Below are 14,760 nucleotides of genomic sequence, written 5' to 3'. Positions count from 1 at the left end.
CGCAAAATCGTGTGCAATTCTGTAGTTTTCATAAGTTGCTTGCGAATCTCCTCACCTGCTCCACCTTCGAACAACACGTTATCTGGCAAAACTACGGCTGCCTGCCCAGTTACTTTTAGCAACGTCTTGATGTGTTGCAGGAAATTCAACTGCTTATTGGAAGTCGTTTCCCAAAAATCCTGACGGTTGTAGCTCAAATCCTCTTTTTCTATTTCTCCATCTTCGTTGGTAATGGTTATGCTACTTTTCTTTCCGAACGGAGGATTGGTTAGCACATAATCGTAACGATTGCCATTGTCTGCCACCAAGGCATCGTTTGGCGAAATGAAATCCTCGCTGTCCAACTCGCCTATGTTGTGCAAATACAGGTTCATCAAACATAAACGGCGCGTATTGGCTACAATCTCGTTTCCGAAGAAGGTTTTCTTTTTCAGGAATTGCTTTTCGTCTTTATTTAATGATTGTCCTGCCAAATAATCGTACGAAGCGAGGAAAAAGCCACCTGTTCCACAAGCCGGGTCAATAATTGTTTTCTGTGGTTTTGGACGCACACACGCCACCATTGCCTTTATCAATGCACGAGGTGTAAAATACTGACCAGCCCCGCTCTTGGTGTCTTCGGCATTTTTCTCCAACAGACCTTCGTAAATCTTGCCTTTCACATCGGAACCCATCAGCGACCAGTTTTCACGATTAATCATCTCAATGACGCGCAGCAGTTTGGCCGGGTCCTGAATCTTGTTTTGGCTCTTGGTGTAGATTTGGCCAAGCATACCTTTCTCGGTGCCAAGGCTGCGGAGCATCTGCACATAGTAGGCCTCAAGTTCCGCACCGCGTTTACTGACGAGTGTCTCCCAGTCGCACAATTCGCCATCGGCTATTTCGTGGCCTTCGGCGTCTTTCAGATGCGGGAAATGCAAACCTTTGCTGTAGGGCGGCTTGTTCATTTCGTCTGCCATTTTCAGGAAGAGCAGGTAGGTGATTTGTTCCAGATAATCGCCATAGCTGACGCCGTCGTCGCGCAGCACGTTGGCCATGTTCCAAATTTTCGAGATGATGGTTGAATCGGTCATAAGTATAATTGCAAATACAATTATTTGAATAATGCAATAGATTTCAATGTGTTTTCTAATTCATCAAATTCACTATCCCACAGTTTTTTCCTCTGTACTATTTTTTTCATACTTGCATATTCTTCTGATTCAAGAATAGAGGTAGCAATTATTGCGGAATAAATCTTTTTAGGGGAAGCCTCCCTAAGACATTGCTTGAATTTCTTTATAGTATTGGATTTTTGCCTATCTGTTTCATCCGTTGATAATTTTTGTGTCAAGAATTCAATATCATCAATGATTTTTTCGAATATTTGAAAACGAGGCATTACAAATTGATCTGAATTATTCAAATCCAGCTTTTCAATTGTAGTACATCCTTTTTCATTTTTCCCTTTATAACGAAAGGATTTTACATACAAATAATCCTGTGGATTATCCACCAAAGGATTCACAATATCTCCATCCTTTTCCACATCCCATTCACCTTTTGTGACATTACAAGTTTTACAAACAGGCAACAGATTTCCCCATTCCACCACTTTATCGGGATATTTGTCCTTGCATCGAAAATGTTCGACTTCCATATAAGTGCCGTTTTCATTCAAAGGAGCTTCGGAATAGGCACATTTATCATTTGTCATTTTCAGCAAAGCAACTTTTATATATTCCTTATTCCAAACGGAACTTTTATCTGCTTTATATTTGTCTGTCAGTTGTTGGCATACTTCATCCGTCAACTCGACAGGTTTGTCGATCAATGTCAATTTAATCATCTGCCAACAACTGGTTTCTTTGTATTTCCAATATTCTCTTCAATGGGTTGTTCGGGTGCAATAACAGAATTATCTCATCGTATGCTTTTTGCATATTTTCCTTGTCATTATTATCTAAACTTGCATTGAATTTGCTTATTAATCGTTGATACTCATCCGAATGGACATCATTTTGCAATCCCATAGTCTCACGAAGGATTTCTTCAACCGTCCATCCTCTGAAATCATGAATGTCACTATGTTCAACACTTACCATTCCTTCCTTATTGTGCTTTAACACGAATAGATTAATGTCTTCCGCCGATTGAAGAACCATTGGACTGTGTGTCGTTACAATGAATTGCGTGTTAGGGAATGTTTTCGACAGATACGGAATGACTGTGCGTTGCCACTGAGGATGAAGATGAAGGTCGATTTCATCAACAAGGACAATCGCACTTTCTGTCAACGGGTTTTCGGATTTCGGATAACGTTCAAACATCCTTTTGCAAAAATCAATCATCCACGACATCATGGATTGATAGCCAAATCCCAAGTCCTCGTATTTGCACCAAACTCCTTTCACTAAGAACTCCACATAATTCTGCAATTCTTCGGAACTTTGACAACGGAAATCCTCTATTTCCGGGAACACGTCACTGGTAAGTATATCCTTGATTTTTTTCAGCCTTCTTACAGCTTCAGGTTGTTCGTTTTTTGAAGAATAATCCAGATTGAGCAGCCAGTCTTTCAGATTGATTAAAGAAGCTTCTCTTGAAAAAAGCGTATCGCAATCATCAGTCGAGGAATCATTCAAGCCTTTTGAAGAAGGGTATCGAGAAACACCATATCCATAAATGATGAAATTCTTCATTTCAGATATTTCCGCCAATGCAACTGTATGTTTTAATCCCCAAGTTTCAGAAAAATTTGTAACCTGACAAAAAACACTATTTTCATCTCTAAATGGAACTGTATTATCTCGAAAAAAAGCAGGAACAAGTCTTATAAATTTAGAATTTTCATCTTTATGTTTTATAAGTGTTAATTCGACAGCCCTTAAACTTGCAATTGCCTTTAAAAGATTCGTTTTACCGGAATTGTTGTCCCCCAAAAAAACATTCCATTGGTAGATGCTGCCATCAGCCTTTTCAAAAGAACATTCCGCTTCTTTGAAACATTTATGGTTTTTTATGACTAAATTCCTAATCTTGCGTTCTTCCGTATTCATTTTCTTCAAATAATATGCTTGCAAAAATACTATTTTTATATGTCCTACAACTTATATTTTGTATTTATAATCCTAAGACTTTATTTTTTGTTTCAAGAACGATAAGACATCCTACACCAATTCCCCCTCGAAAGCCTTTTTCAGGATGCTTTGCCGTAATGCCTCGGCTTGTTGCAACGACTCGTTGATGCTTTTCTCCATCACATCGCAAGCCGATAATCGGGTTTCAATTTCTTGGACTATGCGCTGCTGTTCGAGAAGTGGCGGAAGACATAATTTAAAATCTCTTAAAACAGATAGCGTGACCGTTTTTTGAGCAGTTCCTGTTGATTTTTCTGTTGCTTGAGAATATATTATAGGTGATTGCATCATATAATACAACCATCTTTGCATTACAATAGTTACATTAGGACGAATTAGTCCAATATGTCTCTGAAAGCAGAATTTTATATTCTTCTCAACTAAAACAGGAATACCAAAAGAGCCTGTAACAGTATATAAAATGTCTCCTACCATTGCCTTTCTGCTTTGAGACAAGTTTTCATAATACTCTTCCGTCATATAACTCACATTAGAAAAATCTATGCTATTGCCTTTTATATCCGAAATAGTAATAAAAGGGACACCTTTATCTGTACGCTTGGGTGGCAAATGGTCACCATCAGAAATAGACAAACAAATATCCTTTAACTTCACTCTCTCCCACATCTCACTACCTTTAGTCAAGCAATCATTCAGCACCGCCTGCCTATAGACTTTTAGTTGTTGCTGTGCGGTTTTCAGTTTTTCCACGCCTTTATCCAACTCGGCAAAGAGGGATTCTATGCGGGTTACTATGGCGCGCTGGATGGCGAGAGGGGGAAGGGGAATGGAGAGGTTTTTAAGTATTGTCTGACTGATATTTGGCTGTGCTCCGCCTGTTCCTTGTGCTATCAAATCTTTTCTTTTATGAAACAGAAAATAACTCAAAAAATCTAAATTCACTTTTTCGCTTGGAAAAATTCCACAAACCGCTTGGTTTGTCGCAGCCGAAATACCTAAAAAGCCAAGTTTGCCAATAGTTGCACCATATAAGGCAATCAACAATGTTCCTTTGGGGAAGATTTTCGCACTTGAGTTTTTGACTGCTTCTTCTGTTATCCTTTCTTCTGTATCATAAATAATGCCTTTGTCTAATTCACCAGATTTCACCCATGGAATCGAACCGTTATAATACGAACTATTTTTTCTGTCAGGAGTTCCTCCGCTTGTTGTTTTGCAAATTTCACCGAGTTTGTATGTTGGGTAGTTAGGCATAACAAAAATCAGAAACTTTGCTTAAACAGTTTTCCATCGTCATCACGATCGTTCAATTGCAAACAAATCTCCGAAGACTGAATAGGATAAAGAGTGCCGTCTTGCATTTTCGGAATATCGGAATCAATCATTGACACAATATATTGAATGTTATATTGTTGACAAATTGATTTCACAGAGTTCAACAAACGGACTTTGATACGGTCATCCAATCCTTCAAAAATGCCGTCATGATATACAAATCTGAAAAATGAATTTTTAGAATAATGGATTAGTAGCGACAGATCAAAAGCAGCGCAAAGCAGTTTCTTATAGGAAGTTCCGTCCGCTTCGGAAGTGCTTACCTGTTTGAGATTCTGATATTCGGCAGTCTGATATTCGGCAGAATAATCAACGTTCCCTTGATCATTCTGTTTGATTGAAATAATAGCGTTAGTACCCACGACATCAACGATAATCTGATTGAAAATCCTACGCAAATCGGCATGTTTTTGCTGTCCTATTTCTTTTTGCACATCTTCCTTAGACTGCAATAATTGCAACTTGATTCCTTTTATTTCTTCCTGTATTGCAACGGACCTGTCAATCAATCGCAGTTTTTCATTCAGGAACGACAATTCAGATTCAATTGTAGCCAGTTGCTTTTGATACGATTTGAATTTCGTATACGAATCACTTTCCGTTAAAAATGTGAGTTTTTCGCTTTTTTGCAATTCCAACAACCGAACTTGCTCATCTATGTCATTATATTCGGCACGTAACTTTTCCAGATTTTCTCTTAGGTACTTTTTCCTTTCGGAGGAAATGGCATTGTTGAATGATTCAAGATCTTCAAATTGTTTCTTCAACTTATTCGGGAAGAATAAATTTGTGTCATCGAACAATTCCTGCAATTTGTCCAGATTTACATCTTCAGTTGTTTGGCGTAAGGAATCCTCGGTTTTCTTAATCTGATAATTGATTCTATATCGCTCAGTATTAATCGTTTGGATTTTTGCATCCAAATCTTCTATGATTTCTTTGGTGAGAATTTTATCCTGCGGATAAAAGTTAAATTTGTCAATTGATGAAATGGCAGTTTCTTTTTCCTGGTTTTTGATATCAATCATACCAAGAATTTTATCTCTTTCTTCAGGATTTATGTTTGCTTCGTTTTTAATGGCAATATAACTTTTTTGCTTTTCTGAAATCTGAACTTCCAATTCGTATTTATTTTTAATCAGTTCACCATTAAAGCCAAGTAGATCGAAAACAAACGGTTTCCAATCAGAATGTTTGCCTTTGAATTTACCAAGTTGAAATACATCCAGATAATCTTGTTGAGTACGCAAAAAATAGGTGACAGCTTTCCTATATGGCCATTGAGTAACAATGTCAAAACCAAGATATTCAGTCAATTTCTCTTTAGCTTTATCAATAGCCAAGTCTTCTTCATCCCATGAAGTTGGTGCGATAAAATCGTTTAAAGGAATGTCGTCAATATGGAATGATATTTTGGTTGCACAATCAATAGAACGACGTATTACAAGAAATCTTCCTGAGTTAAGCAGAATTTCCAAATAAAAAATCTGTCCCCAAAAAATTTCATTTGATAAAAGCCCATTTTTCTTTGAGAACTCACCAAGCAGAAGAAAATCGATTACACGAACTAATGATGTTTTGCCAAGATTATGCGTGTCTTTTTTATTAGCCACATCTTGTATGGTAGCTAAAACCACATTGAAACGCTCATCAAACTTGATGTTGGTAAAATTCTTATTTGAAAAAACTCGTACAAGTTTCATAATGTTTGCTAAATAGTTATAAATGAATCCAAACTTTGTTCATACTTGATTTTATCAAGAAGGAAAAGGAAGGACAGTGCATATTCAAAATTATCACCCACTGTATTTCCGACAGAATCAACGACAAAAGATTTCAATTCATCGTACTTGATGATGCCATTGTGTTGAATTTCTTTCAACATCAAACCAGCCAAGTACAGAACTGAAAATTTTATTATTGTATGTTTGTCAGGAGCTAACATGTTTGCGTCTTTTTACCAATGTCACAGTTACAATACATATAATGTAACAACGTTCTCACCAATCTTTTATTGCCTTTCAAAGAGTCTCCGCTTCGACAAATTACTTTGTCATATATGTCGTCTAAGATTCTTTCAAATTCACCATATTCATTTCGATGAATGGTGATTTTTGCGTTCAGTTCCGAAACTGCGTCCTCATAACACTCTTTCACTTTTTCATTTATTGAGTCAGATAAGAAATTGTCAATCTTTTGAAAATTAGTGAATTCAGATTTTATTACATCGTTGAAATATGCTTCCGACAAGTCGTTTAATCTATTCTTTTCAGTTAATTCAATTTTTGAAAAATCAACATTTCTTGGACTAATGTCATCTGATTTTAGTGCTTGTTTAATTTCTAAAACAACATCGCGAATATCGGTTTCATCAAATTCCAAAGGCAGTAATAAATACTGCAATTTTGCCATTTTAACGACCTCTGGAAATTCTATAAGATACTGTTGGATTTTTTCTTCTGCAATCAAATAGTTTTCAATTCCTGTTTCATCAGAAATTTGCTTGGAGATCTTAGAATCTGCACCACCTGTAAGTTTTCTATTCGTAAACAATAAATAAAAATCGATTTCTTTATTTTTTTTCAGCTCATTGATTTTTTTAATTTCCTTTTTAATAATTGTCTCAAAGTCAGAATCTGAACAACTTGCTTGAATCTTTGCTGTATGTTTTGCTTGAATAATTATTTTTCCTGACCATGGGGAACTTTCACTTGGAAATTTATTAGCAATTCCTGTAAAACGGCCATCTTTTCCTCCATCGCGACCTGCTGCAAACGGTATAACACCTTCTCCAAGAATTTTCTTACAAATCAATGTGACTAAATTCTCAAAGTCATCTTCGTTTTGGTAGTATAATGGATATTCCATCGTCTTTTTCTTTTTTTTGCAAAAGTACAACAAATTATGCTATCAACTCGTCATAAAATCAAAAAAGTGGATTTTCCACTTTGGGGAAATACAAAACTTTTACGCTACCAACACTTCATTCAACTCATTAATAATCCGTTCCATCTCATTTCCAAAGAGTTGGTACATTTTGCCTCGGCCACCTTGGGCATCGAATGGCGTGTAGTCCAAGTCGTCTAAATCGAGATGATAACTGCTAATGATATGGTCTTTAATCATGCGCAGCCAGTCAATCTGTTCTTGCGTAAAGCGGTTACGGTTACCGGTGTGTTGGCGGAACAGCCATGCATTAAAATTCTTATCTATCACACTATCGAACGCAGCCAATGTTTTGTCAATTCCGCAAGCGTGGCGCACCAACGAAACCAAGGCGGTAAGTTCAGCCTTTGGCTGGTTCGCTTTAACATTTTCAACAGCGCAATAGGCATCCCACACATACGAAGGTGCAAGCAACGGCTTGTCTTGCTTCAGTTTTTCGAGCAGTTCCTGCGCCATTTTCAGCGTGAGGTTGCGGCGATTGTAGGGCTGGTTGTAGAATATGCTCAATGCCATAATCTCGTCTTTGTGCTGCTCCAAATATTCGGCAAACGATTTAATGGTTTCCCTGGCTTTTTCCAAGGTAAAGGTATTAAAGCCGCTCCGCACAACAGTATCAATGTTTATCGTATCTATTTTCTGGTCGTGCAGGTTGCGAACGGTAACAATATATTCGTTCAATTCGCCATTGAACGTACTGCTGGCAATATTGGCAAGTCTTTCCTGTGCTTTTGCGCGAATTTGTTCCTCTATGGCAGGCGTCATTTCCGATTGTGGAATTTTTTGCAGTTCCAACTGTGCCTCATCTTCAATCTTGTCTGCATCGAAAACATTCAACAATTCGGCACTCATTTGTCCCAAACTCTTTCCTTTTGCAAGGGATTCTATTTTCTCACGCTCTTTTTCGGTGACTTCCCTATTCAGGCGAATCAACCGGTTTGCCAGCGAAACAAACAAATCTTCTTCCACAACACCCATAGTAACAGCCCCCAGCAAATCCTTCAACGGAACAGTAGGCTTGCGCTCCAACGGGCGGCTGTCGGTTTTCTTTGTCTGCGTTACGCCAACAGCATCAACTATCACAAAGTGTGTCTTTGCCGAGGCGGTCTTGCTCACCAGTTGCAAGGAATCCTCGTTAATAGTTCTGGTTCCCCGTCCTTTCATCTGCTCAAAGTAATTCGCACTGCGGACATCACGCATAAACAGCAGAACTTCAAGAGCCTTGACATCGGTTCCTGTTGCAATCATATCAACGGTAACGGCAATACGAGGATAATACTGATTACGGAAACGATTCAGTACAGACTTCGGATCCTCGTCAATCTTGTAGGTAACCTTTTTGCAGAAATCGTTGCTCTCGTTGAACTCCTCGCGGACAATCTTGATGATATCATCGGCGTGGCTGTCGGTTTTGGCAAAAATCAATGTCTTGGGGACTTCGTACTGCCCGTTTTCATCGTAGCGGTTTGGGTAAATCTCTTCCATCAAAGCCTTGCGGAATTGCCTGATTACCGTACGAATCTGGCTTGGATTCACCACGGATTTATCCAAGTCGTTCTTTTTGTATTCCACATCCTCGTCAACCTGCTGCCAACGAGTCTTGCGGGTAGCCTTATCGCGATAATCGATATGCCAGCCAGCCTTAATCAAACCGCCGTTTTTAGAAATTTCCGTTTCTATGGTATAAACATCATACGGCACATTCACACCGTCAACCACCGATTGCTCGTAAGTATATTCACTCACGACATTTTCGTTGAAGAAACCGAATGTTCTCTTATCAGGCGTTGCGGTCAGGCCAATCAAAAATGCGTCGAAATAATCCAAAACCTGTTTCCAAAGATTGTAGATGCTTCGGTGACATTCATCGATTACAACAAAATCAAATTGTTCAATCGGAACCTTTGCCGTATATTCCACAGGAACAGCCTTTTGTTCCTTCAGTTTTTGTTGTAACCAAGTAGATTCATTAGGATTGTCGGTCTCTGCGCTTTCGTCCATCTCCTCGCCTTTCAAAATAGAATATAGGCGTTGAATGGTAGAAATGCACACTTGGCTATCGTTTGCTATATAGCTTGAATTCAAACGCTGAACGTTATACAATTCCGTAAACTTGCGGTTGTCGTCGTTCGGCCTGAAATTCATAAACTCCTGTTCCGCCTGTTCCCCCAAATTGCGGGTATCGACAAGGAATAAGATACGTTTTGCCTTTGCGAATTTCAACAGACGATAAATAAACGTGATTGCAGTGAATGTCTTTCCTGCTCCTGTTGCCATCTGAATCAAAGCGCGAGGACGATTGTTTTTGAAAGATTCTTCCAAATTCACAACAGCCTTAATCTGTGCCGGGCGTAAGCCAGTTTCGTCTAATGTTGGGAAATCCTGCAATCTGCTACGGAGACTTCTTCCGTTACGAATCCATTCTGCGATAGTTTCAGGTTTATGAAAAGCAAACACCGGACGGCTACGAGGTTTCGGATCGCTATAATCAGTGAAATGCGTAACAATCCCCGTTGTTTCATACACATACACCAACGGCTCGTTGTTCAGATATTTCAGTTTGGCATTTGCATATCGAACAGACTGTTCCTCTACCTTTGTAAGATTTACTCCTTCTTTTTTACGTTTCGCCTCAATAATGCCAACAGGTTTTCGGTTAATAAAGAGAACATAATCTGCTGGGCCAGCATCCGTTTGATATTCGCGTACGGCAACACCCAAACCAGCCGAAAAATCAATCTTTGCCTTCGATTGAATTACCCAACCAGCCTGCTGTAGCAAATCATCTATAACATCACGCGCAATCTGTTCTGGATTCTGATTCATGAGTCAATGTTGTCTTACTAAAAAAGATGTAAGGAGTAGAAATTTCCTATTGCAATTTTATTCTGCAAAAATACGTTTTATTCGTTTCATTCAGAAAAGATTTAGCAAAAAACGAGAGCTTTTCCTATTTCAGAAATTTGGAAGCCGCAAGACAAATTTTATGCCATTTCCATTTTATCTCCACTACTCCACTCATTCCCAACAAATTACCCTGTTGATAATTTTGTTGATAAAAAAATTCCCTATAAAAGTGGCGCGTTCACGAAATACGATGTATTTTTGCCATTGAAACGAGACGGAAAAATCCCTCCAAAATAAAACTTATCTACAAGAAAGCAATGCCTTCCCTATACCCGCTCCGTACTTCGTCCAATACTTGTCCATACTTCGTACAATGCTCATCCAATCTAAGTGATTGGACAAGTCTTGCATAAAAATGCTATTAGCACGGAAGCAACTACAGGGAGGACCTTAAGCTGTTACATCCCGCACCCAAAAGAAACAGACAGAAATGCTGAATTAAACCGAGCGGTTGCGAGATTCAGAACCAAAAAAAACAAAAGTTTTGGATGTTTTGGTTATTAAAGAAGACATATTGAATTTTGTTGCAAAAAAATTCTCCCCAATAGTGGCATGTTTACAAAATACGCTGTATTTTTGCCATATTAACAAATTCAAATCATGTGTAACATCCATAGACCTGAAACGATGGCAAGCCCCGAGAGCCTGACGACCTGGGAAATCCAGGGTTTCTCTGCTTGCAGCCTTCTGGCAACATCGGCTGGTCTTTACCCACAAAAACGAACTAATAAAATTAAATATGAATACACAAAAATTGTATCTCAACACCCTCACCTTCAGCCTCCCGAAGGAACCCGTAAAATGCTACTTCTCTGCTAGCAATGATGCCGAACACCAAAGCACCATCATCAAGTCAACCACGCTGACACCTGCCGAAGTGAGGCTGTCACCAAAATTCATCGACCTCTTTAGTGGCAATGGCGATTCCTGCCTGTTCACTTCCTTCGACAAAGCACTAAAAGGATTCGAGGCCGTTGCCATCGACTTCAGCGATCCCAACAACGAAAACTACGCGAAACGCTACTACAACCGCCGCCTGGAAGACTACTTCCGGCAGTTCGACGATGTGGTGGTCACCAAGTCGGGCATCACCAACGACATTCAGGTGTGGGTACACGACAAGGACAAGACACGGCAAGTTGAATACCACGGGAAACGCCACGAACTCTGGCAGATGGACCGCTTCACCCTGAGGGTGCGATACGACAGCTTCAACGACACGCCTTATCTGCTTGTGGCCTGCAACCGGCCCGCCTTCGTGCTGAGCGCCTCCCTGACGACGCTGTTTTCGACAACGCCTGACGACCCTTTCGGCAACAGCCACGACATCACGCCCGACATGATCAACCTAGTGATGACCCGCGAGGTCAGCAAAGACAGCCAAGGCAAAGAATGCATCATTCGCATCATCGACAAGCTCGAGTACCTGCAAACCCATAACCGCTATTGTCCCTTCGACGCGACGCGACCCATCATGAGCGGCAAGCTGAAACAGTTCTTCGGTCTGGTCGGGAATGGCGAAGAGCGCACCTTCGACAGCAAATACATCAAATACAACGACAAGATTGAAGCCTTCCGCCAGCGTTTCCTCAACAACAGCAACATCCGCACCCTGCTGCCCGACCTCGCGCAAGGATTCACGCCTGTGAGCCCGATGCAAGTAGGCACGACCGACGCCTCAAAGTGCCTGCTCATCTTCGGCAAGGATGAATATGGCAACGATCATAGGAACATCAGCCAGCAAAAAGGCATCAACAAAGGCCCTCGCGTCAAATGTCCGTATGCCGACGTGCGGCTGATTTTCGTTTTCCCTAAGAACAGCAGCAACGAAGCCCGGCAATTGGCGAGAGATATGATTAATGGCAACTATCAAGGCCAAAGCAAATCCCTCACACACTTCACAGGCTCCCTAATCAGGTTCGCCGAAGGTGACTTTCACATCGCATACGAAAACGAGACGAATCCCGTGCCCGAAATCGAAGCTGCCTTAACGAAGGAGTGCTACAGGAACAAATCTTCCCAGATCAAATATGTCGCCATCTACCTCTCGCCCATCCACAAATACGCCTCGGCCCACGATGCCAAGGAGTGCTACTACAAGGTCAAGGAACGCTTCCTGAAACTCGGCATCCCCACCCAGTGCATCGACCGCGACAAGATGAACGAAGCCATCGCCAAGGATACGAAAAGCGGCAAATACAACTTTGCCTACACCTTGCAGAACATGGGCATAGCCATCTGCGCCAAGCTGGAAGGCTCGCCCTGGCTGCTCGACGAAGTCCAGAAGAAGGAACTCATCATCGGCATCGGAGCCTTCCGGAGCGAGAACCGACAATACATTGGCGCCGCCTTCTCGTTCGACAACACCGGCGTCTTCAACGACTACAGCTATTTCGAGAAATCGGAACTCGACGAACTGGTGGGGGCCATCCGCTTGGCCATCATGAACTACGCCTCCGTCAACAGCCAGCCCGAACGGATTATCATACACTACTACAAGAAGATAAGCCGACGAAACGAGTTCAAGCGTATCGAGGACATGCTCAAGGCGCTGAAGCTCGATGTGCCCGTGTATATCGTCACCATCAACAAAACGGAATCGGACGACATCGTCGTGTTCGATGCCGCCAACAGAGGCCAACTCATGCCTTACAGCGGCACCTGGGTCAACCTGGGCCACTCAAAAGACGGCCACCGCTTCCTGCTCTGCAACAACACCCGCTACGAAGGCGAAAAGTTCAATACCATGGACGGATTCCCCTTCCCTGTCAAGCTGACCATCGCCTGTCCGAACCGCAACGATGCCATCGACACACCCGTCGTCATGCAGCTCATCGATCAGGTGCATCAGTTCAGCCGCATCTATTGGAAATCGACGAGACAGCAAGGACTTCCGGTCACCATCAAATACCCCGAGATGATTGCCGAAATCATGCCCCACTTCGACGACAAGACCATCTACACACAGTCCAAATCACTCTGGTTCCTCTAAGTAAATGACATTGGGACATTTAGACATTTAGACCATCTACTAACTGACAACTGATAACCGATAACTTATAACCATACCCATGAACAACTTCACCCTGAGCAGCATCCACGAACTGATGTCCTTCAATGACGTTTTCACATCCGACAACGAATACATGAAAGCCGCAGGCAAACTTACAAGCATCAAATTGCAGGCAACACCCCTGTATGGAATCGAAACCAACATGGCTGTCATGTTCACCCCCAAGCTGCGCTACTACAAGATATTGGTTGAAAACGAAGTGAACCGACATCTCAACGAAGCCAACGCCCTGCTCGAAGCCGATGGCAGCGGCGACCTGACCGCCTTCGTCCTGAAAAAGACCCGCGAAGCCGTCCAGACCCTGGCCAACGATGCCCAAAGGGAACTGCTGTTTTCCGACCCTGACGGCAGCATCTGGCAGAACGTCAGTTCCCTCACCCCGAATTTCATGGGCACCGACAAGGCAACGACCGAACGGGTAGTCTTCATGCACCATGTCACCGCCGAGCTGATACGCTGCTGGCTCGAACTCCAGGACCGACACGCCCATGCCACCGGCACGGCAGGTCTGTTCGACATTGCGCTTTGCTATGCATCATTCGCCAACAGCGTCCCCGACAACATCTTCAGGCTGACACGACTAGATGACGGTGAGCCGGAGATATCCGAAACCGAGGAAGGAAACATCGCTCCATGCAAAGTCAAGAAAAAAGTCCCCAAAAAGGCCAAGCAAGATGCTAATCCGCCTTACACGCTTAACTATTACACCAAGGACAGGGAAAACGCCTTCAAGACGCAACGGAATCGCGTCCTCCTAGTATTCAAGAAATTCATCGAATGGAAATGGATAAACAAGGATACGCGTCCCGAGGACTTCGAAAGCTTCTTCTCAGGCAAAGAACGACATTGCAACATCAAATGGACTGCCACCAACAGCATCCTGACCTACCTCATGAAATCACTGTTAGAGCAAGCATACATCACGAAGCAGACGGGATGCAGTGCGCGTTCCATCGTCATCAACCAGTTCGGGAAAAATCCGGACAACAACTACAGCAGAATTGACGATGCGGCAAAAGCCAAGGTCAAGATCACCCTATTACTTCTCGACATCAGCAAACCGCTTCCCGAAAGGCGAAACGCCTCGGGCTACAGCACGGAAAGCGACTTAGACATGAGCGACAAGGCCCTTCAGGAAGTATATAGCGGTGCCATGCACGTTGGGAAACACACATAGCCCTGTCAGCAAATCAGTTTCCATGTCAGCATTCCTGTCAGCAAATTAAAAAAATCAGCAATATTTTTTCAATCGGAATCCGCTTGATTTTCAGTTGGTTCCGATTTTATTTGGCTCAAGTATAATTGTTGACTGAATTTATACCAATAAAGGAAGAGAGGGACGTTTGCCGAGGTCTAGCGACCTTATGGAAACCATAGCGGATGCAGCCGCCTCGAACATCAGCGAGAGCTTGTTTGCGACAT

10 protein-coding genes are annotated in these 14,760 nt (G+C 42.0%); 2 read left to right on the top strand and 8 right to left on the bottom strand.

The features are described 5' to 3' along the window. From AC06MN_RS12285 to AC06MN_RS12250, 8 genes are all read right to left on the bottom strand, one after another. The coding region (locus AC06MN_RS12285) for an HsdM family class I SAM-dependent methyltransferase (RefSeq protein WP_475672679.1) at positions 1-1,073 on the bottom strand (1,073 nt) is incomplete at its 3' end. A gap of 20 nt (positions 1,074-1,093) precedes the next feature. Beyond that, positions 1,094-1,828: an HNH endonuclease family protein gene (locus tag AC06MN_RS12280; RefSeq protein WP_475672678.1), complete on the bottom strand. Its 735-nt coding sequence runs from the start codon at positions 1,826-1,828 to the stop codon at positions 1,094-1,096. Continuing rightward, entirely contained in the window at positions 1,821-3,038 is a 1,218-nt protein-coding gene (locus AC06MN_RS12275) for an AAA family ATPase (RefSeq protein WP_475672677.1), read from the bottom strand. Before AC06MN_RS12275 ends, AC06MN_RS12280 begins: the two co-directional genes overlap by 8 nt. Before the next feature lie 111 nt (positions 3,039-3,149). Then, positions 3,150-4,334 carry a restriction endonuclease subunit S gene (locus tag AC06MN_RS12270; RefSeq protein ID WP_475672676.1) on the bottom strand — a complete coding sequence of 395 codons (1,185 nt, stop codon included), beginning with the start codon at positions 4,332-4,334 and terminating at the stop codon, positions 3,150-3,152. Between the two features lie 8 nt (positions 4,335-4,342). Continuing rightward, a complete protein-coding gene (locus tag AC06MN_RS12265) occupies positions 4,343-6,118 on the bottom strand; it encodes a DUF2326 domain-containing protein (protein ID WP_475672675.1) in 1,776 nt (591 codons plus the stop codon). Positions 6,119-6,126: 8 nt separating this feature from the next. Continuing rightward, positions 6,127-6,360 carry an ABC-three component system middle component 8 gene (locus tag AC06MN_RS12260; protein ID WP_475672674.1) on the bottom strand — a complete coding sequence of 78 codons (234 nt, stop codon included), beginning with the start codon at positions 6,358-6,360 and terminating at the stop codon, positions 6,127-6,129. Continuing rightward, positions 6,354-7,283: an ABC-three component system protein gene (locus AC06MN_RS12255; protein WP_475672673.1), complete on the bottom strand. Its 930-nt coding sequence runs from the start codon at positions 7,281-7,283 to the stop codon at positions 6,354-6,356. The genes AC06MN_RS12260 and AC06MN_RS12255 overlap by 7 nt, the downstream gene beginning before the upstream one ends. Before the next feature lie 99 nt (positions 7,284-7,382). Next, positions 7,383-10,184: a type I restriction endonuclease subunit R gene (locus AC06MN_RS12250; protein WP_475672672.1), complete on the bottom strand. Its 2,802-nt coding sequence runs from the start codon at positions 10,182-10,184 to the stop codon at positions 7,383-7,385. Between the two features lie 820 nt (positions 10,185-11,004). Here AC06MN_RS12250 and AC06MN_RS12245 point away from each other — a divergent pair. Further along, positions 11,005-13,257 (top strand): Piwi domain-containing protein, encoded by a 2,253-nt coding sequence (locus tag AC06MN_RS12245; RefSeq protein ID WP_475672671.1) that lies wholly within the window; start codon positions 11,005-11,007, stop codon positions 13,255-13,257. A 79-nt stretch (positions 13,258-13,336) separates the two neighbouring features. After that, the gene (locus AC06MN_RS12240; RefSeq protein ID WP_475672670.1) at positions 13,337-14,515 is read left to right on the top strand and encodes a hypothetical protein; all 1,179 of its coding nucleotides are present in this window, start codon (positions 13,337-13,339) and stop codon (positions 14,513-14,515) included. Positions 14,516-14,760 lie beyond the last annotated feature (245 nt).

This window comes from Candidatus Limimorpha sp. (genome assembly GCF_056203535.1).
The sequence above is the reverse complement of the archived record's forward strand: the minus strand, read 5'-3'. Positions and strand labels throughout refer to the sequence as shown.